At 61.9% G+C, this 22,856-nt stretch carries 17 protein-coding genes; 16 read left to right on the top strand and 1 reads right to left on the bottom strand.

Annotated elements, in window-relative coordinates; genetic code table 11:
* The first annotated feature begins 104 nt into the window (after nt 1-104).
* The 13 genes from U367_RS0105280 (at nt 105) to U367_RS0105215 (ending at nt 18,360) form a co-directional block, all read left to right on the top strand.
* The gene (locus U367_RS0105280; RefSeq protein ID WP_028615991.1) at nt 105-1,337 is read left to right on the top strand and encodes an acyl-CoA dehydrogenase family protein; all 1,233 of its coding nucleotides are present in this window, start codon (nt 105-107) and stop codon (nt 1,335-1,337) included.
* A 51-nt stretch (nt 1,338-1,388) separates the two neighbouring features.
* The gene (locus U367_RS0105275) at nt 1,389-3,155 is read left to right on the top strand and encodes an ABC transporter ATP-binding protein (RefSeq protein ID WP_028615990.1); all 1,767 of its coding nucleotides are present in this window, start codon (nt 1,389-1,391) and stop codon (nt 3,153-3,155) included.
* Entirely contained in the window at nt 3,148-4,992 is a 1,845-nt protein-coding gene (locus U367_RS0105270) for an ABC transporter ATP-binding protein (protein WP_028615989.1), read from the top strand. The genes U367_RS0105275 and U367_RS0105270 overlap by 8 nt, the downstream gene beginning before the upstream one ends.
* Nucleotides 4,993-5,966: 974 nt before the next feature.
* Complete coding sequence (locus U367_RS0105265) at nt 5,967-7,118, top strand: LLM class flavin-dependent oxidoreductase (protein ID WP_028615988.1); 1,152 nt, start codon at nt 5,967-5,969, stop codon at nt 7,116-7,118.
* Between the two features lie 19 nt (nt 7,119-7,137).
* Entirely contained in the window at nt 7,138-8,187 is a 1,050-nt protein-coding gene (locus tag U367_RS0105260; protein ID WP_028615987.1) for an ABC transporter substrate-binding protein, read from the top strand.
* Between the two features lie 35 nt (nt 8,188-8,222).
* The gene (locus U367_RS0105255; protein ID WP_028615986.1) at nt 8,223-9,281 is read left to right on the top strand and encodes an ABC transporter substrate-binding protein; all 1,059 of its coding nucleotides are present in this window, start codon (nt 8,223-8,225) and stop codon (nt 9,279-9,281) included.
* Nucleotides 9,282-9,603: 322 nt separating this feature from the next.
* A complete protein-coding gene (locus U367_RS0105245) occupies nt 9,604-11,844 on the top strand; it encodes a TonB-dependent receptor (RefSeq protein WP_028615985.1) in 2,241 nt (746 codons plus the stop codon).
* A 119-nt stretch (nt 11,845-11,963) separates the two neighbouring features.
* Nucleotides 11,964-14,429: a TonB-dependent receptor plug domain-containing protein gene (locus U367_RS0105240; RefSeq protein WP_028615984.1), complete on the top strand. Its 2,466-nt coding sequence runs from the start codon at nt 11,964-11,966 to the stop codon at nt 14,427-14,429.
* Between the two features lie 203 nt (nt 14,430-14,632).
* Nucleotides 14,633-15,385, top strand: coding sequence for an ABC transporter permease (locus tag U367_RS0105235; protein ID WP_028615983.1), 753 nt, complete (start codon nt 14,633-14,635; stop codon nt 15,383-15,385).
* Nucleotides 15,386-15,395: 10 nt separating this feature from the next.
* On the top strand, nt 15,396-16,157 hold the full coding sequence (locus U367_RS0105230) for an ABC transporter permease (RefSeq protein ID WP_028615982.1): 762 nt from the start codon (nt 15,396-15,398) through the stop codon (nt 16,155-16,157).
* A gap of 11 nt (nt 16,158-16,168) precedes the next feature.
* Nucleotides 16,169-16,948: an ABC transporter ATP-binding protein gene (locus U367_RS0105225; RefSeq protein WP_028615981.1), complete on the top strand. Its 780-nt coding sequence runs from the start codon at nt 16,169-16,171 to the stop codon at nt 16,946-16,948.
* A 69-nt stretch (nt 16,949-17,017) separates the two neighbouring features.
* On the top strand, nt 17,018-17,983 hold the full coding sequence (locus tag U367_RS0105220) for a threo-3-hydroxy-L-aspartate ammonia-lyase (RefSeq protein ID WP_028615980.1): 966 nt from the start codon (nt 17,018-17,020) through the stop codon (nt 17,981-17,983).
* Nucleotides 17,980-18,360: a RidA family protein gene (locus tag U367_RS0105215; protein ID WP_028615979.1), complete on the top strand. Its 381-nt coding sequence runs from the start codon at nt 17,980-17,982 to the stop codon at nt 18,358-18,360. Before U367_RS0105220 ends, U367_RS0105215 begins: the two co-directional genes overlap by 4 nt.
* Here U367_RS0105215 and U367_RS0105210 read toward each other — a convergent pair.
* Entirely contained in the window at nt 18,348-18,974 is a 627-nt protein-coding gene (locus U367_RS0105210) for a helix-turn-helix transcriptional regulator (protein WP_028615978.1), read from the bottom strand. The genes U367_RS0105215 and U367_RS0105210 overlap by 13 nt on opposite strands.
* 70 nt (nt 18,975-19,044) lie before the next feature.
* Between U367_RS0105210 and U367_RS0105205 the strand changes: the two genes are divergently transcribed.
* The 3 genes from U367_RS0105205 to U367_RS0105195 form a co-directional block, all read left to right on the top strand.
* Nucleotides 19,045-20,148: a DSD1 family PLP-dependent enzyme gene (locus U367_RS0105205; RefSeq protein ID WP_028615977.1), complete on the top strand. Its 1,104-nt coding sequence runs from the start codon at nt 19,045-19,047 to the stop codon at nt 20,146-20,148.
* A gap of 95 nt (nt 20,149-20,243) precedes the next feature.
* Complete coding sequence (locus U367_RS0105200) at nt 20,244-21,392, top strand: hypothetical protein (protein WP_028615976.1); 1,149 nt, start codon at nt 20,244-20,246, stop codon at nt 21,390-21,392.
* Between the two features lie 325 nt (nt 21,393-21,717).
* Nucleotides 21,718-22,856, top strand: a 1,139-nt coding sequence (locus U367_RS0105195) for a ribonucleotide-diphosphate reductase subunit beta (RefSeq protein ID WP_028615975.1), incomplete at its 3' end; no start/stop codon positions are given.

Here is a 22,856-nt window from a genome sequence, read left to right as displayed (position 1 = left end):
CCCCCTTGTAGGAGCCCGGCTTGCCGGCGATGGCGTTCTTGAAAACACCATCGCCGGCAAGCCGGGCTCCTACAGGATGCGAACCAAACCAGAAGGATGAATGCATGACTACATTTGAACAGGCGCCCGTTCGCCAACTGCATAGCGAAGCCGAGGCCATTGCTGCCGCCAAGGACATCGCGGTGGAAATCGCCGCCATCGCTGCCGACAGCCAGCAGAACGGCCAACTGCCCTGGCGCCAGGCGCAACTGCTGTCCGAAAGCGGCATCACCGCCATCGGCGTGCCCAAGGCCTTTGGCGGGCTCGGCGCTTCGGTGCAAACCATCGTTGAAACCGTGCGCATCATCTCGGTGGCCGATGGCGGCGTCGGGCAACTGCTGCAGATCCACAACGTGATGCTGCGCGGGGTTTTCACCGGCTACCCGGAGGCGGTGCGTGATCGCCTGGTCAGTGACGTGCTGGCAGGCAAACGCTTCGGCAATGCGCTGGCCGAGGTGGGCGGCAAGAGCAAATTCGCGCTCAAGACCCGCGTCGACCGCCGCGAAGATGGCGCGCTGGTGCTCAATGGCAGCAAGTTCTACTCCACGGGCTCCTATCTGGCCGAATGGATCTCGCTCACGGCCGCCTCCGATGACGGCGGCGCCGGCGTGCTACTCAACCGCAATGCACCGGGACTCACGCTGGTGGATGACTGGGAAGCCTTCGGCCAGAAGAACTCGGTCAGCGGCACGGTGAAGTTCGACAACATCGTGCTGGACGAAGACTACGTGTCACGTCGCAAAGGCCCGATGAAACGCACAGGGCTGACCTTCCCGCAGATCCTCCACGCCGCTATCGACACCGGCATCGCCGCCGGCGCCCTGGCCGCGGCAGTCGACTATCTCAAGCACAACGCCCGGCCGTGGGTGGAAAGCGGCGTCGAACACGCCAATGAAGAGCCGCATATCATCAAGCAGATCGGCGAATACGCGGTGGCCCTGCGAGCGGCTGAATCCCTGTTGCGTGATGCGGCGCGGGTGTTCGACCTGCATGAACTGAATCCGGAGAACAAGGAACTGCAGGATGAGTTGATCCTCTCGGTGGCCACCGCCCGCGCGCATTCCGACAGCGCTTCGCTGAAGATCTCCAGCGATATCTTCTCGCTGCTAGGCGCCAGTTCCTCGCTGAGCAAGTGGAACCTGGATCGCTTCTGGCGCAACGCCCGCGTGCACACCACCCACGACCCGATCCGCTGGCGCTTGCACCATGTGGGTAACTACTACCTCAACGGTGTGGACCCAGGCGAATACACCGCGATCCTGAATGCCAAGGAAACCCAGGGCGCCACCCGAAAATAAGCCATTCGGGCCGTCCGCGGCCCTTTCCTGTTTTTGCCTGATGAGCTTTTCATGATCGAACAACACCCTCTTCTACGCAGCCTGGCGATCTACCGGGAAATGCCCTGGCGATTCACCCTGGTGGCTGCGCTGTACGTGGCCATCAACTTGGGGCTGGTCTGGCAACAATGGCTGATCGGGCATGCGGTGAATGATGTCAGCGCCGGCCGCGCCGTGGTCCATAACGCCGACGGTAGCCTGGACGCGAGCCTTGGCTGGTATTGGCTGGGGCTGATGCTCGCCGTGGCGCTTGGGCGCGGTGTGCTGCAATACATCGCCAGCGTGCTTTCGCTGGTGATCAGCCAGGCACTGCTGACGCGCCTGCGCGAACGCATCCTGGCCCAGGTGCAAAGCCTGCACCTGGGCTATCACTGGCAGCACGGCATGGGCGAGATGATCACCCGGACCACCCGCGACGCGGACAAGGTGCGCGATGCGCTGATCACCTTCTGGCGCCAGTTGGTAGAAACCCCGCTGGTGGTGCTCGCCACGGTGGGCCTATTGAGCTGGTACCACCCGTTGCTGGGGCTGGTGCCGCTACTGTTGACGGTCACCGGGTTGTGGATTTTCGTGCGCCAGACCGAACGATTGGTAAGCCTGGACCGCGCCGTAGGCAGCGCCTATGACCGGGTCAACCAGGACCTGAGCGAAGGCATTGGCGGCGTGCGCGTGATCAAGTCATTTGCCCTCGAACAGCCACGTATCCAGGGGTTTTCCGATCAGGTCGCGGTGTTCGCTGCATTGGCCCGCCAGGCACTGGCGTATTCCAGCTCACGCATCCCGCTGCCGCAGGCGGTCGTTGCATTGGGGCATGTGTGGATCCTGGTGTACGGCGCGCACTTGGTCGCAGCCGGGCAATTGGGGATTGGCGAACTGGTGACCTCACTGCTGATCGCCACCACCCTGGTATTTCGTATCGAGGGCATCGGCCGGGTCATGCAGACCTTCGCCGATGCCCGCGCCAGCGCCGAGCGAATCTGGCAATTGCTCGACGCCCCGGCCGAGATCCGCAACGGTACTGCCACCCTGCCCGCCGGTCCCCTGGGGCTCAAGCTGGAACAGGTCAGCGTGACGGCGCCAGGCGGTGGCCGTGACATCCTTCACGACTGCTCACTGACCTTGCAGCCCGGTGAAATCATCGCCTTGGTCGGCGCCACCGGCACCGGCAAAAGCCTGCTGGCGGGCCTGCTGCCGCGCTTGAGTGACGTCACCGCCGGGCGTCTGCTGCTGGGTTCAGACAGCGCCGGCTGGCAAGATATCCGCGAGCTGCAACTGGGCCCGCTGCGCAAGCGTGTGCACGTGGTGCCCCAGGAAAGCTTTCTGTTCGCCGGTACCCTGGCCGCCAATCTGCGCCTCAGCGCGCCCGCTGCCACCGACGAGGAACTGCGCGAGGCGCTACGGCTCGCCGCCGCTTCAGACGTGTTGCAGCGCCTGCCCCTCGGCCTGGAAACCCCGTTGGGCGATCGCGGCGTGACGCTATCCGGCGGTCAGCGCCAAAGGTTATGCCTGGCCCGCGCGCTGCTGGGCAAACCGGACATCCTATGCCTGGACGACGCCACCAGCGCGCTTGATGCCATCAGCGAGCGCCAGGTGCTGCACAACCTGCGGCAATTGCATGGCACCACGGTGTTGGTGATCTCCAGCAAGCTCTCGACCCTCCTACTGGCGGACCGCGTGTTAGTGCTCGAAAACGGCAAGATCTGCGCCGAAGGCCCGCACGCCGACCTGCAATCATCCAATCCGTACTACCGCGACTTGCTGGGGATCGACCATGGCTAACCCGCTGCCAGGCAAAGCCTTGAGCGACATCGAAATCGAAGAAATGCTGGCCAAAAAAACCCTGGATCGCAGCATGTTCAAGCGCTTGCTGCCTTTACTGAGGCCCATCCGCCGGCAGATCCTGGCGGTGATCAGCATCGAAATCCTGCTGGTGTTCACCGTTTTCCTACGGCCGTGGTTCGTGCGCGAACTGCTGGATCGCGGGCTGATTCAACAGGACGACCACTGGCTGCTGGACGAGCGTCTGGTGGTATGGCTGGGGCTGGGCTTGGCGGCCAGTTGGCTGGCGCGCTTCCTGCTGGCCGGGGTCTCGCAGTTCATTGCCGGAAGCGCCGCGATCCGGGTGTTGAATGCCTTGCGCGTGAAGGTGTTCGCCCATGTGCAAAGCCTGAGCGTGAGCTACTTCGACCAGACCCGTGCAGGGCGCATCATTTCCCGGGTCGACCGCGACGTCGACGCCCTCGAACCCTTGGTGATCCAGGGCCCACCGGAACTGCTGGGCGCGGTGCTGCGCTGTGGCCTGGCCTCGCTGATGCTGTGGCGCATCGACCCACGATTCTTCTTGAGCCTGGTGGCGACGGTGCCGTTGCTGGTGCTCGCTACGTGGAGCTTCAAACGCATTTCCCAGCGTAACTGGGCCACGGTTGCGGAGAACCGCAGCCGCTTTACCGCGCACCTGGTGGAAAGCGTCAGCGGCGCGCGCCTGTTGCAGCAATGCGCCCAGGAAGCACCGAACCTGCGGCGTTATCGGGGTTTGCTGGATGACTTTAACCTGGCATTGATTCGCGGCAGCGTGCGTTCGTCATGGTTTGCACCGTTCACCGCGCTGCTCAGCTCGGCGGGTATTGCGGTGCTGCTGTTGGTGGGCGCGTATGGATTGGCGGCGGGTGATGTGAGTGTCGGCCAGGTCGCGGAAAGTCTGTTCTATGTGTTTTTGTTCCTCGGGCCCTTGCAGGAGCTGTCGGACCTGTTTGAACGCTACGCGACCGGCTCGGCCTCGGCCCAGCGGATTTTCCTGCTGCTGGATACCACGCCGCTGATCGTAGACCGTGAGAGGCCCCAGCCGTTGGAGCATGCGCGCGGCGAAGTGCATTTTGACAACGTGGGCTTCAGCTACGGGCAGGCGCCCGTGATCACGGGCCTGGACCTGCATATACCGGCCGGTGAAGTGCTGGCGATTGTCGGCCCCTCCGGACACGGAAAAAGCACGCTGGTGCAGTTGCTGACGCGGTTTTACGAAGCGCAGAGTGGCACCGTGCGGCTGGACGCCATTGACGTACGCGATCTGGCCCAGCACACCTTGCGCCGTCACGTTGGCGTGGTGTTGCAGGACAATGTGCTGTTCAGTGGCAGCATCCTCGACAACCTGCGCCTGGCCGCGCCCCGGGCCGACGACAGTACGCTGATCGCTGCCGCCCGTGAGTTGGGTGCCGACGAAGTGTTGGAGCGTCTGCCTCATCAGTACCACACTGAAGTTGGCCCTCTGGGGGCGCACTTGAGCCACGGTCAACGGCAGCTGGTGTGTCTGGTTCGCGCTTACTTGGCGGATCCTGCGGTGTTGGTGCTGGATGAGGCGACGTCGGCAGTGGATATTCATACGGAGCGGCGGATTCAGCGGGCGTTGCGGCGGCTGTGTGAGGGGCGTACGGCGATCATCATTGCGCATCGACTGGCGACGATTCGTGATGCGGACCGGATTGCGGTGGTGAGGCATGGGCAGGTGGTGGAGTTGGGGCCGCATACGGCTCTTATCGCGCGGGGTGGCGCGTACGCTGCGTTGTATCAGACGTATTTGCGTGGTGTCGGAAGCCGTGAGGTTGGGGCGCTTTTGTTGTAGGTGATGGGTTGGGGGCATATCCATTATTTGGGTAACGGCCACCTATGGTTCCGCTCTTACAGCGGCTCACTTTGGAAAAGCCCCAAAGTAAGCAAAGGGCTCTTGCCCCAACACTCGGTACCTCGCCTAGGCTCGGTATGCCCGTAATCCGACAGTGATTTGGGGGGCCGCCGCCACGCGCCATCCATGGCGCGGGGCGGCTAAACCGGCATCCCTGCCGGTTTACCCCCCAAATCCCTGCCGAATTCCGGCCAGCGTGTTTGACGGGGCGCCTAAGATCAAAATCAAAAGCACAGCGGCCTGACAGCCGGCTTGAGTGGTGTGGAGCAAAGGCAAAAGCAAACGCGGTCCTGTAGGAGCCGGGGGGACGCCTAGTTCTTGCCGGCGATGGTCTTCAACGATGACGCGGGGAATCAGACAAAACGCGGCGTTCTCACGTTTTTCGCCGGCAAGCCGGCTCCTACAAGGTCCGCGTATCCACGATGCGAAGCGAGTCGCTCTTGATCTTGATCTGAGGCGCCCCGTCAAACACGCTGGCCGAACGCAGGCTTGAATCCGTGGGTAACCCGGCAGGACGCCGGGTTAGCCGCGCTGGGCCAAGGATGGCCCATCGCGGCGGCCCACGGATTCAAGCCGGAGTGAGGGCACACCGAGCCTAAGCGAGGTGCCGAGTGTTGGGGCAAGAGCCTTTTGGTTACTTTTGGGCTCTTTTCAAAAGTGAGCCGCCGTAAGGGCGGAACCATAAGCAGCCGTTACCGCAGCAACGGATATGTCCCCAACCCCACCCCACCCCACCCCCCACCTGCTGCCCCCCCAACACCCACTGCTGCAAGACTGCTGCCACAGCAGCACCCCCAAAAAAAACACACCCCAGCCCCCCCGAAACCATTACCCCCAACCCCCATGGCATGCCCGTTGCACACATCCCCACCATCAGGTCCAAGCACCCCGCACGACTCAAATCAGGAGCACCCATGAGCACTGAATTTTTCTGGCGTCTGCCACTGGGCACCGACGGCCCGCAACTCACCACCGACAAGCACAACCGCGGCAACCCCAATTACCGTCCCGGCCATATCGCCCCAGGCCGCCTGCCCAACGGCGAACCCGACGACTTCACCTACATCGACTACATCGCCCAAGTCGCCAAGGCCGCCGAACTCGCCGGCTTCGAAGGCGCCCTGTTGCCCACCGGCCCCGAGCCCTGGATCGCCGCCGCCGCACTGGCCCGTGAAACCCGGCGCATCAAGTTCCTGATCGCCTTCCAGGCCACCTGGACCCTGCCCGCCTACGCCGCCCAGCAGGCCGCGATCCTGCAGAACCTCAGTCGCGGCCGCCTGGAATGGAACATCATCACCGGCGGCAACCCCGCCAGCCAACGCGCCAACGGCGACTTCCTCGAACACGACCTGCGCTACAAGCGCACCGGCGAGTTCCTCGACATCATCCAGGGCCTCTGGGAAAACGAAAAATTCTCCTACGACGGCGATATCTACCAACTGGAAAACGGCGCCCTGCCGGCCGGCCTGCATAACGAGCGCAAGCCTGGGGTGTATTTCTCCGGGTTCTCCGACGCGGCACTGGATGTGGCCGCCAAGCATGCCGACGTGTACCTCAACTGGGCCGAACCGATCGACAAGCTCAAGCCACATATCGACCGGGTACGTGAGTTGGCCGACAAACAGGGCCGTACCGTGCGTTTCGGTTTGCGAGTGGACCTGTTCGCCCGCGAGACCGAAGAGCTGGCCTGGAAAGACCTGCGCCGTCAGTTCGACAAGCTCGAAGGCAAGACCAGTGCGGTCGCCAAGGGTTTTACCAGCGGTTCGGATTCGGTGGGCGCCGCGCGGCAAACCGCCTACCACCAAAACGTCGATCGCTTTGAAGACCTGATCATCGGCCCCAACCTGTGGGCCGGTTTTGCCAAGGCCAAGCCGGGGCCGACCGTTGGCCTGGTGGGCAGCCACGAAAACATCGCCGAGCGCCTGGTGGAATACCGCGACGCCGGCTTCTCGACCTTTATCCTCGCCGGCAACCCGCACCTGGAAGAAGCCCTGCGCATCGGCCAGGAAGTCTTGCCCTTGGTGCACCAACGCCCGGCAATCCAACCCTTGAAAGCCAGCGCCTGACTGCTGGGGAGACTCCTTGATGGCACAACCTCTCGACACCCTCTGGTACACCCGTTGCCCCGTCCCCACCGGCCTGGGCATTGCGGTGCAAAAAGGCTGGCTGCAAGACACGGTCGGTGCCCTCGGCACTGAGGTGCAGTCCTTGCGCGAATCGAATGACAAGGCAGTGCGCGAGTCGCACTTCGACCACACCCTGCAAAACTCTGTACGCCACGGCGGCAATATCCCGGCCATCTGGGCGCGTGCCCAAGGCCGCGAAACCCGCGTGATCGGTTTGTCCTGGGCGGATGAAGTGCAGTTGATCCTGACTCGCTCGGACAGCGGCATCAAGACCGTCAAGGACCTCAAGGGCCGCACCTTTGGCCTGCCGGACTGGGCCGGCGCGCAGATTGATTTCACCCGTGCCCAAGCCCTGCGCGGGCTGGAAAACGCGTTGTCGCTGGAAGGCCTCAAGGTCGGCGATGTGAAGCTCGTCAACTTCAGCTATGGCGGTACCTTCAGCGACAGTGCCGTGCAGAATGTGGCAGGCACGCCCGTGACGACTCGGGCCAGCCAGCGCAACCTGGAGCTGATCGGACTGCTGCGAGGCGAAGTCGATGCGATCTTCCTCAAGGGCGCCAGCGCCGCACAGCACGCCCATGATTTCGGTCTGCACACGGTGATCGACACCGGTTCCCATCCCGACCCACTGATCCGTAGCAACAACGGCACGCCGCGCACCCTGGCGGTGGACCTGAACCTGCTCGACCAGCATTTCGACGTGGCCACCGGCATTCTCGACTCGGTGCTGCGTGCCGAACAATGGGCTCACACTCATCCAGAAGACACCCGCCGTTACCTGGCCCGTGAAACCAACAGCAGCGAGTACTGGGTCACGGCCGCCTACGGCGACGACGCGCACCTGCGCCTGCGTACTGAACTGGATGAGCAAGCCATCGCCGCCCTACAGGACTTCACCCGCTTCCTGCACCGCTGGCGCTTTATTGCGCAAAGCTTTGATGTGCGTGAATGGATCGATGCACGGCCGTTGAATGCGTTGCTCAATGGCAACACCGCGCTGGCAGGCTGAGCCGCCAGGCTTCATGGATTTGAACGAAGAATTTTATGAGCAAACCACTCGATACTCTCTGGTACACCCACAGCCCCGTCCCCACCGGGCTGGGCATTGCGGTGCAGTCCGGGCGACTGGCCGAAGCCTTCCTGCCCTATGGCACCAACATCCAATCGCTGCGCGAATCCACCGAGCGCGAAGTACGCGAAGCCCACTATGACCATCACCTGCAGAACTCGGTACGCCACGGCGGTAACATCCCGGCGATCTGGGCCTACGCCAGCGGCGTGCAAACCCGTGTGCTGGGCTTGTCGTGGAGTGATGAAGTGCAATTAATCCTGACCACCGCCGAGAGCGGTGTGAAGAGCGTTCGCGACCTGAAAAACCGGCGCTTCGGCCTGCCAAAATGGGCCAACGTGCAGATCGATTTCACCCGCGCCCAGGCCCTGCGCGGCCTGGAAAACGCGCTCAAGCTCGAAGGCCTGAACGTGTCGGACGTGGAATTGGTGGACTACCCTTACGGCGGCACCTACAGCGATAACCAGACCTCGTATGTCTACGGCCCGGAAGTCAGCCTGGGCGTCAGCCGCTTCAGCCGCCGCAACAACGAACTGATCGGCCTGCTGCGCGGCGATATCGACGCGATCTTCCTCAAGGGCGCCCACGCCGTGCACCTGGCCAATGAGTTCGGGCTGCATGTAGTGGTCGACACGGGTTCCCATCCGGACCCGCTGATCCGCTCCAACAACGGCACGCCACGTACGCTCACGGTGGATACGCACCTGCTGACGGAGCATTTCGACGCCAGTGTGAAGATCGTCGACACGGTGCTGCGCACTGAGCAATGGGCCTGGGCCAACCCGGAGGAAACCCGGCGCTTTCTCGCCAAGGAACTCAATACCAGTGAGTACTGGGTCACGGCGGCGTATGGCGAGGATGCCCACCGGCGCTTGCGCACGACGCTCGACTCGCGCTCGATCGAGGCGCTGCAGGATTTCACCGATTTCCTGTTTCGCTGGAACTTCATTCCAAAGCGCTTTGATGTGCGCGACTGGATCGACTTCAGCGTGTTGGAAAAAGTCATCGGTTCCACCTCCCGCGTCGCCGTCTAATCCTGGCATCACACATCACCCTTGTAGGAGCCCGGCTTGCCGGCGATGGCGATCTCCACGACGCCATCGCCCGCAAGCCGGGCGCCTACAATGTTGGCTAGGCAACACCTCCATTGCTGCTCCAGCAGCACCCTCCAAGCACTTTCTGCTGATTGTTCCACAGGCCTTTTCCAAGGCTCTCATCTGCCTGCAAAACTTCACCTTCAAATAATTTTTAAGCGTTTATATTCAATAAGTTACATACATGCATCCACCCTGAAATCCTATTGGCACGATCTCTGCTCTACCCCCTTCAATGACACATTTTCCGGGGGAGACTGCCATGCATAAAATCAATCCAATCACCAAGGGCCTGTGGCTCGCTTTGCTGGTTGCCGGTGGCGCCCATGCCGCCGAAGACGACACCAGCACAACCGAGCCATCACTCAAGACCGTCACCGTCACCGCACAACACCGCGAGCAAACCCTGCAAGAGGTTCCGGTGGCGGTGTCGGCGGTCCAGGGCACCAACATCGTCGCCGACGGCGTACGCAACATGGGCGACATCACCACCTTCATTCCCAACGCGTCGGCCAAAAACCCGGACGGTGACGGCCGCCCGCGCTGGTACATCCGTGGCCTGGGCACCGGCGATACCGGGGCGGCCACCGTGTACCCGGTGGGCATCTACGCCGATGATGTGTACCTGAACGCGCCGATTGCCGGCGGCAGTCCGCTGTGGGACCTGGAGCGTATAGAAATCCTGCGCGGGCCGCAGGGCACGCTGTATGGCAAGAACACCACGGCCGGCGCGGTGAATATCATTTCCAAGAAGCCGACCTTCGACACCGACGGTTTCGGCACGATCGGCTTTGGCAGCAAGAACGAACGCATCCTCAGCGGCGCGTTGGGCGGTGCGCTGGTCGATGAAAAACTCGCCGCGCGGATCTCGCTGTACTCCGAAGAGCGCGACGGATTCCAGAAGAACCTGGTGGACGATCACACCTACGGCGACGTCAACAAAAAGGCCGTGCGCCTGCAATTCTTCGCCCAGCTCAACGACGACCTGGATGCGCTGTGGAAGATCCACAGCCGCGAATTCAAAGGCGACGGTGCCAACGGTGCGTTGACCCTGGGGCGTTATTACAACGTGGGCTATCAACGCCCGCTGGGGCGCAATATCGCGCTCAACGTGAAGGACGATTCCAAGCTGGACCACGACGGCACGTCGCTGACGCTCAATTGGCACCTGGGCGATTACACGCTGACGTCGATCAGCGCCTATGACTACATTCGCGGCCAGTCCAGCAGCGATGGCGACTACACGCCCTATGAAGTCAACGGCACCTCCACCGCCGACAACAAATACACCCAGTACTCCCAGGAAATCCGCCTGGCCTCGCCCCAACAGGAAACCCTGCGTTGGCTGGCGGGTGCGCACTATTTCCATGAGGACCTGGACAGCACGGCCGGGCGCTTCATCCAGCCAGGCCCGACACCGAACGGCACCGGTTCGAACCAGATCAACGGCGCCACGGATTTGCGAGACCTGAGCTACGACCACAAGACCGACAGTTACGCGCTGTTTGGCAACCTGACCTACGACTTCACCGACAATTTCAGCGTCACCGGTGGCCTGCGCTGGACCCAGGAAAAGAAAGACATCGACCTCAGCCTCACCCAGCTCACCCGCGCCACCGCCAACGGCCCGCTGATTCCGCTGGCCGCCGCCGGCAGCAACGGCAATCGCCAGGAAAACAAGACCTGGGAAGCCTGGACCTACGACCTGACGCCGGAATACCGCATCAACGACAACGTGCGTGTGTTCTTCCGCTACGCCCACGGCTTCCGGTCCGGCGGGTTCAACACCGGCTTGTCCACTAGCCTCTCGCAACTGACCACGGTGGACCCGGAACAACTCGATGCCTATGAGTTCGGCGTCAAGTCGGAGTGGTTCAACCACCGCCTGACGGCTAACGCGAACATCTTCTATTACGACTACTCGGACATTCAAGTGAACCTGCTCACGGTCAACAACGGCGTGCTGACCACGGCGTTGACCAACGGCGCCAAGGGCAAGGTCAAAGGTGCTGAGCTGGAGCTGGAGGGTCAACCCACCGACTACCTGCACCTGCGCGCGGCCATCTCATTCCTCGACACCGAATACACCGACTTCAAGAACACCAACCCCAACACCGGTGCAGTTACCGGTGACTACAGCGGCAACAGCTTCGTGCGTTCGCCGCGCAACGTGGTGTCCCTGGGTGGCGACTACACCATCCCGTTGGAAATCGGCGGCAAGCTGGTGGCCGGTGCGGACGTTAGCTTTCGCGATAAGGAATACTTCCTTGCCGACCGCCAGAGCAGCGCCGACAAAGACCTCAGCCAGCCGCACTACACCTTGGCCAACAGTCGCCTGACCTGGTACAGCCCGGACGAAAAACTCAGCGTTACCGGTTTCGTCAATAACCTCACCGACCGCCGCTACCAAGTCCATGGCCGGCCGAACGGTGGCCTGGGCCAATACGTGATCACCTATGGCGACCCGCGCACCGTGGGCCTGAGCGTGACCAGCCGCTTCTAACCTCCAATTCCCACCACCACCCACTGTAGGCGTCCGGCTTGCCGGCGATGAGGCACTGTAGCCATACATCGCCCATCCGGACGCCAACTCGCTTGGTGGTTTTCTGAAAGGACCTAGTTATGTTCCAACGCACTCCGTTGGCCGGCGCCATTGCGCTGGTCATGGGCAGCCTTGCCGTGCCTGTCTTTGCGGCAGACGACAGCCAGCCCACTGCAAAAAAAGATCACCTGGACACCGTGGTGGTACTCGGCACCCGCCGCAGCGACTTGACCGCCCTGCAAAGCGCGGCGCCGGTAGATGTGCTGTCTGGCGAGCAATTGCAACAGACCGGGGCCACCGACCTGTCCGGCGCCCTCACCGCCCTGTCGCCTTCGTTCAATTTCCCGCAGTCGCCTCAGGGGGCATTCTCCGGATCCATCGCCCAGGGCGCCTCATTGCGCGGGCTGGCCTCGGACCAGGTGCTGGTGCTGGTCAACGGCAAACGTCGGCACAGCAGCGCCAACATCACCCGCCAGAGCCTGGTAAATGGCCGTGGCGCGGCGGCAGTGGATTTGAGCCTGATCCCACTCAGTGCGATCCAGCGCGTGGAGATCCTGCGTGACGGCGCTGCCGCGCAATACGGCTCCGACGCCATCGCCGGGGTGATCAACATTGTGCTCAAGGAAAACGACGACGGCGGTAACCTCGGCTACCGCTTCGGCGGCTATGACAAAGGCGATGGCATCCAGCGCAAACTCAGCGGCTGGAAAGGTTTCGCCCTGCCCAACGACGGTTTCCTCACCCTCAGTTTCGATGCCGGCAGCCAGGACCCGGCCAGCGACACCAACCCTGACAACCGGATCTTTTACCCCGGCGACACCAGCGTGAACACGCCGCGCGAGCAGAACAACCGCTACCGCACCTGGCGCTGGGGCTCGGGCAATGTCTCGGACCAATACAACGTCGTGGCCAACAGCGAAATCGGCATTGGCGAGGGGCTGACGGCCTACGGGTTTGCCACCTACGCCCACAAGAATACCGACGCCGAAGGCTTCTTCGACCCGCCCACGACCCTGCGCAACAACTACGGCAGCAATGCATTGGCACGTTATCCGAACGGACGCTTGCCGATCACCCGCTACGGGCTCGAGGACTACGCCGTTACCGGCGGTTTGCGCTTCGAGAATGATCAACTGGGCAAATTCGACCTGGCGTTGAACCATGGCAACAACACCCTCAAGTCCAACGACAGCAACGCGATCAACCCCAGCTACGGCGCCAGCAGCCCGTCGAGTATCTACACCGGCAAGCGCGAAAACGACCAGACCAGCCTGACCCTGGACTGGCTGCGCGACTTCCCCACCGACCTGTTGTTCAAGCCGCTGACCGTGTCGGCCGGCCTGGCTTGGCGCAAGGAGAACTATCAGTTGAGCGCGGGTGAAGCTGCCGGCTGGCAGAACGGACCGCTGTTCAACACGGTCGACCCGATCACCGGGCGACGCGTTCCCGGTTATTACTCGGGCATCACCCAAGTGGATGCGGCGTCCTTGGACCGCAAAGTGCTGGGTGCGTATATCGACGTCGAAGGCCAGATCACCGAGAAGTTCCAGGCCGGGGTGGCGGTGCGCACTGAGCATTACTCGGACTTTGGCGACACCACCAACGGCAAGCTCTCGCTGCGCTATGACTTCACCCCGCAGATCGCCGCGCGGGCCACCGCCAGCACGGGCTATCGCGCGCCGTCACTGGTGCAGAGCGGCATGTCGTCGTTCAGTGTGCAGGTGGTGGAACAGCCGCCGGGCAGTGGCAATTACGTCGAAGTGCAACAGCGCACGTTGCGCGCCAACAGCCCGGAAGCCCAGGCACTCGGCGGCAAGGCGCTCAAGCCGGAAGAGTCGACCAACTACTCCCTCGGCCTGGTCTGGCGCCCCCTGGAACACGCCTCGGTGACGGTGGACGCCTATCGCATCAACATCGACAACCGCATCACCCTCTCTGACCAGTTGCCCGCGAGCGTGGTCACGCCGATCTTCGCCGGCACGCCCTACGCCAATATCCAGAGCGCGGCGTTCTACACCAACGTCGCCGACACCCGCACCGATGGGATCGAGCTGACCGGCAACTACCAATGGGACTTGCAACGCTGGGGCCGCTTGAACCTAAGCAGCGGGTTTGCCAAGAACAATACGACCATCACCGGCCTGCGCGATGTGGGCAACATCAAGGGCTCGCAGATCGTCGGGCGCAATACCCAGGGCCTGATTGAAGACGGTACGCCGGACTCCAAGCTGACCCTGAGCGCCAACTGGCTGTATGAAAGCTGGGCCGTCACTGTGGCCCAGCGCCGCTATGGCGAATGGAAAAGCCTCAACGCCACCAACCCCAACCTGGACCAGACCTACAGCCCGCAATGGGTGACCGACCTGGACGTGTCGTACACCTTCTACAAAGGCGTGAAGGTCTCAGTGGGCGCGATCAACCTGTTCGACACCCACCCGGACAAGGCCGATGGCGCGCAACTGTATGGCGTGCCGAAGTACTCGATCACCAGCCCGGAGGGTGCCCAGGGCGCGTTCTACTACACCAGTGTGAGCTACGACTTCTGAGGGGATTGCTGAATGGGTGCTGCTGTAGCAGCACCCATTCACCATTTCTGCGATTCCCCCCTGTAGGAGCCCGGCTTGCCGGCGATGGCGTTCTCTGTTTATGCACCCGTCTCAAGGGCTCATCGCCGGCAAGCCGGGCTCCTACGGTTTGTGGCACATGTCTTGCGATAGCTGCCAGGTACTTAGCCCAATTAAGACCTGCCATGCGCCTCCTTCGACAACTCTCCTGGCTTATCTCGCCCCTCGCCCTGCTCGCCACCTGGGCGCTGGTGGCCCATCTCGGTATCTTCCCGCGCAACCTGCTGGTGCCTCCGGCCCAGGTGTTGCAAACCTTTGAAGAGCTGCTCGCCAGTGGTGAACTACTCGAGCACTTGGGCAACAGCCTGTCGCGCCTCGGTCTCGGCTTTGGCATCGGCTCACTGTGCGGCCTGGCATTCGGCGTGCTGATGGCCACGTCGAAGAACGTAGAAGTGTATTGCGGGCCGCTGTTCCACACCTTGCGCCAGATCCCCAGCATCGCCTTGATCCCGATGTTCGTGCTGCTGTTCGGTATCGACGAAACCTTCAAGATCATCATTGTCGCCAAGACCGCCTTTTTCCCCGTGGCCCTGGCGGCCGGCGAAGGCGTGCGTGGCATTCCGCGCAGTTACTTCGAGGTGGCCGACGTATACCGCCTGCGCTGGCCGACCTTTGTGCACCTGGTCGCTCTGCCCGCGGCGGCGCCGCCGATCATCACCGGCTTTCGCATCAGCCTGACCCGCGCCTGGGTGGTGCTGGTAGCCACCGAACTGCTCGCGGCCGACAGCGGCCTCGGCCAGATGATCGAAATGGCCCGGCAGATGCTGCGTATTGATGTGGTGATGGTTGGCGTGGTGGTCACGGGGGTGATCGGTTTTGCCCTTGACTACGGCTTGCGACGTATCGAACAACACCTCTTCCGTTGGCAGACCCGCTAGGAGCCCATCCATGTTGCCTCTCTTGAAAAAATCCCGGGGGCTGTTGCTGCCGCTGCTGTTGGTGCTCGCCTGGGAATACGCCTCACGCCAGGACGCCGCAGGCGCCTATGCGTTTGTGCCGTTGTCGGCGATTGGCACAGCGTTGCTGGAAATGCTCGGCAACGGCGAACTGCTGGTCAACCTGCTCGCCAGCCTGGCGCGCACCAGCAGCGGCCTGGTGCTGGGCATTCTGTTCGGCGTGACGCTGGGGGTGATGATGGCGCTGTCCAGCGTGGCCAACCGCCTGATCGGCCCGCTGTTCCATTCGATCCGCCAGGTGCCGATGCTCGGCTGGATCCCGCTCATCGCCATGTGGTTCGGCAACGGCGAGTTCTCCAAGGTGCTGATCGTCAGCCTCGCCGCGTTTTACCCGATGGTGCTTAACACCTACCAGGGCTTCAGCCATGTGGAGCGGCGTTACCGCGAAGTCGGCCAGGTGCTGGTGCTGACGCCCGTGCAGCAATTCACCCAAGTGCTGCTGCCAGCGGCGTTGCCGAGCATCGCCACGGGTGTGCTGCATGCCCTGGCGTTTGCCTGGGTCACAGCGATCGGCAGCGAGTTGTTTCTGTCCTCAGGGGCAGGCCTGGGCAACCTGATGATGAACGCCGAAGCCGGCTCGCGCATGGAAGTGATCGTGCTGAGCGTGCTGTGTATCGGCTTGCTCGGCTACCTGATGACCCTGTTGTTCACCCGTTTGAGCCGCCACCTGCTGCGCTGGCGCAACCTCCGTTGAAAGGCCCTGCTATGAATGCAATCGCTCACCCCGCTCATGTGCACACCGGCGCCCTGCAGATCCGTGGCCTGAACAAGGCTTACCAGATTGAAGGCCGCGACCTGCCCGTTCTGCAAAATATCCAGCTGGATGTGCGCCCTGGCGAATTCGTCAGCATTGTCGGCGCCAGCGGCTGTGGCAAATCCACCCTGCTGCGGTTGATCGTCGGGCTGGAAGCCGAATACAACGGTGACATCCTGCTGGACGGCCAACGCATTGCGGCTACCAGCCTGGAACGCGGTATCGTGTTCCAGGACCATCGTCTGTTCCCGTGGATGACTGTCAGCCAGAACATTGCCCTGGCCCTGAAAAACCACAAGCTGCCTCAGGCCGAGAAGGACCGCTTGGTGGCCGAACACATCGCACTGGTCAACCTCGCCGGCTTTGAAAATGCTTACCCCCACCAACTGTCCGGCGGCATGGCGCAACGCGCCGCCATTGCCCGGGCGCTGATCAACAAGCCCAAGGTGTTGCTACTGGATGAGCCGCTGGGAGCGCTGGACGCCCTGACCCGCGTGCACCTGCAACGGGAACTGCAGCGCATCTGGGTGCAGCAGCGCTGCACGGTGATCATGGTCACCCACGACATCGAGGAGGCGCTGTACCTCGGTGACCGGGTGATTGTGATGGACGCCCACCCCGGGCGGATCAAGCATGAGATCCGGGTTGAGCTGCCTCACCCTCGGGACCGCGCCTCCCCGAAACTGCAAGGCTATAAGGAGCAATTGCTGGAGGAACTGGTGGGTCACTGAACCCAGGCAGACCTTTACAACTTGTCTTGATGTGGATATTTTATCCAAACACGATAACGAGGTCCGCCCATGCCATCGCCCACTTACCACGACGTCATCGACGCTGCCCAACGCCTGGAAGGCATTGCCCACACCACGCCGGTATTCACGTCGCGCACCCTCGACGCGCTGACCGGTGCCCAGGTATTCATCAAGTGTGAAAACCTGCAAAGGGCGGGTTCCTTCAAGTTTCGCGGCGCCTTCAACGCGTTGTCGCGCTTCGATGATCAGCAGCGCAAGGCCGGTGTGGTGGCGTTTTCCTCCGGCAACCACGCCCAGGGGATTGCCCTGGCGGCGCAGTTGCTGGGCATACCGGCGACCATCGTGATGCCCACCGATGCGCCTGCCGCCAAGGTCGCGGCCACCCGCGAATATGGCGCCCGCGTGGTGCTGTATGACCGCTTCACCGAAGACCGCGAGCAGATCGGCCGTGACCTGGCGACTGAACACGGCCTGACCCTGATCCCGCCCTATGACCACCCGCACATCCTTGCCGGACAAGGCACGGCCGCCAAGGAGTTGCTGGAATCCACCGGCCCGCTGGATGCGATGTTCGTCGGCCTTGGCGGCGGCGGAATGCTCTCGGGTACCGCACTGAGCACCCGCGCCCTGGCGCCTGACTGCCTGCTGTATGGCGTCGAGCCCGAAGCCGGTAATGACGGCCAGCGCTCATTTCGCAGCGGCAGCATCGTGCATATCGACACCCCGGCAACCATTGCCGATGGTGCGCAGACCCAGCACTTGGGCGACTACACCTTCCCGATCATCCGCGACAGAGTGAACGACATCCTCACCGTGACGGATGCCGAGCTGGTTGGAGCGATGAAGTTCTTCATGCAGCGCATGAAATTGGTGGTCGAGCCTACCGGCTGCCTGGGGCTGGCGGCATTGCTCAATGAGGGTGACCGGTTCAAGGGTCAGCGCGTGGGCATTATCGTCACCGGTGGCAACGTCGACATCCAGAAGTATGCCGCGCTGCTCAGCGAGGCCTCATGAAGATCATCCAGACAGCGAATGCGGCCAGGCCCGCAGGCCATTACGCGCAAGCCGTCCGCCATGGGGACACGCTGTACATCTCCGGGCAATTGCCGGTCAGCCCGGATGGGCAGCATAACCTGTCGGCGTCGTTTGCCGAACAGGCGCGGATAACCCTGAACAATCTGCTGGAGATCTTGAAAGCGGCCGGCGCGGCGCCAGAGGATCTGGTCAAAGTCACGGTGTACGTGGCCGGCGTCGAACACTGGCCGGCGTTCGATAGCGTGTACGCCGCCGCGCTGGGCGACCACCGTCCTGCCCGCGCGGTGGTGCCGGTGCCCGAGTTGCATCACGGGTACCTCGTGGAGATTGAAGCCGTGGCGCGCTACTTGGCGTAGGTGTAGACCGCCGCGCGCGACACGCCCAAGTGGGAAGCCACGGTTTCCATGGCCCGGCGAATATCCAGGCAGCCCGAGTCTTTGAGCTCCTGCATCAGCACACGCCGGTCTGCCGTTTTCAGCGCACGCGGGGTGGTGGCCAGGCGGGCGGCGAACTGGTCGATACGCGCACGGATGACATCGGCGCCGGAAGGGTCCAGGGATTCGATGAGCTTGTCGCCGCTGACCGAACCGAACTGTTCCAGCATGCCCTGCAAGCCACGGAACAATGAGAGATCGACGTTCATGCACAAGGCCGCGACGTACTCGCCACTCGCACCCTTGATGCCGATCGAGGTGCTTTTGACCTGGCGGCCGTCGCTGAACTGGTTCTGGTAGTTGGCGATGACTTGCGGGTAGTCCGGGTCGGCAATCCGCGCCAGGCCCAACTCGGTGGTCGGGTCTCCCGACGCGCGTCCGGACAGGTTGTTATGGATGGCCAGGATCGAGTGCTGCGGGTCGCGCAAGTCGTGCAGCACCACTTCGCAGAACGGGCTGAAGGTCTTGCTCAAGCCTTCGGCAATCTGTTCGAGTTGGCTGATCAGGTGAGTATCGTTGGGAGAGGTGTTTTTCATGCAAGACAACATATCCAGTCCTGGACAGGGCGTCAATTTCAGCGCCGTCCCCTCTAGTGGAGTTGCAACTTTGGACACGCCAGCAGCACTGATCGATACCGAGAAAATGCAACGCAATATCCAGCGCATGCAACAGCGCGCCAACAGCCTTGGCGTGCAACTTCGCCCCCATGTCAAAACCCACAAGTGCGCTGAAGTGGTAGCGGCGCAGATCGCAGCGGGCGCGCGTGGCATCACGGTTTCGACCTTGAAGGAAGCCGAGTATTTTTTCGACTTGGGCATCGCCGACATCCTCTACGCCGTAGCCATGGCGCCGCACAAATTGCCCCAGGCCCTGGCGTTGCGTCGTCGGGGTTGCGCCTTGACGCTGATCACCGACAGCCTGGCCGGCGCCCAGGCCATTGTTGATTTTGGCCGGGAGCATGGCGAACGCTTTGCGGTGATGATCGAGATCGACTGCGACGGCCATCGTTCCGGGGTCAAGCCGCAGGACCCGCTGCTGCTGGACATCGCCCGCTTGCTTGGCGACAGCCTCAGCGGTGTGTTGACCCATGCAGGTGAAAGCTACGGCCTGGACACGCCTGAAGCGCTGCAAGCCATCGCGGAGCAAGAACGTGCGCGCTGTGTGGAAGCGGCCGAACGAATTCGTGCCGCCGGGATGCCTTGCGCGCAGGTCAGCGTAGGCTCGACACCCACTGCGTTGTCGGCGCTCAACCTGGAAGGTGTGACTGAGCTGCGCGCCGGGGTCTATGCCTTCTTCGATCTGGTGATGCACAACATCGGCGTGTGCCGTATCGATGAACTGGCCTTGAGCGTGCTGACTACCGTGATCGGCCATCAGCCGGAAAAAGGCTGGATCATCACCGATGCCGGTTGGATGGCAATGAGCCGGGATCGCGGCACTCAATCCCAGCAGCAGGATTTTGGTTACGGGCAGGTCTGTGATGAACACGGTGAGCCGATTGAGGGACTGCTGTTAAGCAGCGCCAATCAGGAGCATGGCGTGGCGCAGTTCCAAGGCCGCGACGTGGATGTGGTCACACAATTCCCGCTGGGCAAACGCCTGCGCATCCTGCCCAACCATGCATGCGCCACCGGCACCCAGTTCGGCAGCTACCACGTACTGCTGGAAGGCGGTGGCGTGCAGGTATGGGAGCGCCTGCGCGGCTGGTAACCCAGATGCGGCCCGCAGAGGTTGCACGGGCCCTCAGTTCTGAGAAGATAGCCGGTTACTGGATGCCCATGCCCTTTTCGACAGGAGTGAAATGCATGACCGTCGCCGCTCTGTTATTCGGTGAAACGTTCCCGATCGCCATCACCGACAATCTAATCAGCTCCAACCATGTGCCCGAAGCATCGCCCACCACGCCCTTGACCGGCCAGGAAGCGCGCCCCGCAGCGGATGGAAGCACTTACCCGGCAGGGATGGCAAGCAAGGTCTGGGAGTCGCCACTTGACGTGCATATGCTGTATGCAGGGGCGGTGGGTCACGCCCAACTGATTTTCACCAAGGTGCAGCAGGCAGCGGAATACGACGATAGTTATTCGCTGAAACGGCACAAGAACATCGTCCAGGACGCCATCAATGATGGCCTGGCGGCGAGCTTTATCGTAGTGGACCTGCGAGAGGGCCATATCCACCACGCAGGGCATCCCGATTGGCAAACGGAATGCAGAAACGGCAGTTTTGGCAAAGCCCTAGTGATCGGTTCAGGGCGTCATGCCTTGCTGCAGGTCATGAACAGGCTGAGCACCGAACAGATCGCCAAGACATTGCCATGCTTTGAGTGCGAGCTTGAGAAACACGTGTGCACCGCCGTCGCCAACGCCTTATTGATCATTGCCAACGCTAGTGTCGAATACATGCGCCCGCACTCAGAATTTGCCAGGCAATCAACCGGCGGGCTGTTTACCCTTTCCTTTTTCCCCGGCCTGTATGGCTGGACGCAAGACGATCTTCCCCCCGCTTACCTGAATAATCGACTTTGCCAGATGTTTACTCAGCGTGACGGAGATACCCTCTATCTGAAGCGCTTGATACTCACCCTCAAGCCGATCGGGTCTGAGTTTCTGGAGGTGATCGTCTTCGACGGATCGCTCGCCCTGAATATCGATAGCTGCACCTTGACGCTGAAATTTAAGGATCTGAGCCTCAGTCGTATTGCAGCCGTGCGCAACGACAGCACGGTCGAACCCATGACATGTTTGACCGAGGCGTTGGATGTCTATCAGACAATCACTTACGGGCAATTCCCCTCCACGTCAGAAGCAGAACCGTTGACTCACAAAAGTGTGGTTTTCGACTCCAGAAGGCCGGTGCTGACCCTGATGAATGACCCGGTTACCGCTGATGCCATATGCATCACATTCAACCAACCCTTATTTGCAAATATCTGGCCCAAATTGAAGAGAGCGTGAGCGAATCGTCAAGTCCGATATTTTTTCAGCCTTCGTCAGGCTCACCGACTGAAGGCTGACCCCGCCAAAACCGTAGCCTTGAGCCTTTCCGAGCCCTGCCAGTGCGACAAAATGGATCTTTGCCTCGCGTTGACCGGCTCAAACGAACCCCATATAGTGTGCCGCACACAAGAAAACACCACTACATAGTGTGCGACCTTGCATTTTCGCGGCTACGCTAGATTGAACATCGACCGCCTTTGGCCTGGCGTTGGCCCCCTCATTTTTACAGGCAGGGTGATCAGCAATCGCCCGCCGTCAGAACAGACCAGGAAGGAGAATTTCAATGCTGAGTTGGGATGAAGTCGACAACGAAGACACCGGTGCAGCGGTGATCAAGGGCGCCAACGCCGGCCACGCCAGCGAAGCCAACATGGACCGCCTCGACGGTGCCGGCGCCGCCGCCGCGCTGGAAGCCCGTAACGTGACCGCCAACGACTCCGCCGCGATCATCCGCGCCAAGGCCGCCCTCGACAAACTCGACGTCGCCGAAGGCCTCGCCGAGCTGGAAGGCTCCGCCGCCCGTGTCGCCGTTGACGAAAAGCGCATGATCAACTGCCGCGCCGACCTCAACCAGCTCGTACCCTTCAAGTACGACTGGGCCTGGCAGAAGTACCTCGACGGCTGCGCCAACCACTGGATGCCGCAAGAGGTCAACATGACCGCCGACATCGCGCTGTGGAAAAACCCTGAAGGCCTGACCGACGACGAGCGTCGCATCGTCATGCGCAACCTGGGCTTCTTCTCCACCGCCGACTCCCTGGTCGCCAATAACCTGGTGCTGGCCGTGTACCGCCTGATCACCAACCCGGAGTGCCGCCAGTACATCCTGCGCCAGGCCTTCGAAGAAGCGATCCACACCCACGCCTACCAATACTGCATCGAATCGTTGGCCATGGATGAAGGCGAGATCTTCAACATGTACCACGAGATCCCATCGGTCGCTAAGAAAGCCGCCTGGGGCCTGAAGTACACCCGTTCGATCTCCGATCCGAAGTTCGAAACCGGCACCGTCGAGACCGACAAAGAGCTGCTGCGCAACCTGGTCGCCTACTACTGCGTGCTGGAAGGCATCTTCTTCTATTGCGGCTTCACCCAGATCCTGTCCATGGGCCGTCGCAACAAAATGACCGGCGTGGCCGAGCAGTTCCAGTACATCCTGCGTGACGAGTCGATGCACCTGAACTTCGGTATCGACGTGATCAACCAGATCAAAATCGAAAACCCACACCTGTGGGATGCCGAGATGAAGGAAGAAGCGACCCAGATGATCCTGCAAGGGACTCAGCTGGAGATCGAATACGCGCGCGACACCATGCCACGCGGTGTGCTGGGCATGAACGCGGCGATGATGGAGGACTACCTCAAGTTCATCGCCAACCGTCGTCTGTCGCAGATTGGTCTGAAAGAAGAGTATCCGGGGAC

It is taken from the genome of Pseudomonas canadensis (assembly GCF_000503215.1).
GTDB classification, from domain to species: domain Bacteria; phylum Pseudomonadota; class Gammaproteobacteria; order Pseudomonadales; family Pseudomonadaceae; genus Aquipseudomonas; species Aquipseudomonas canadensis.
Note: the sequence above shows the minus strand (reverse complement) of the source record. Positions and strands in the feature narration are given on the sequence as shown.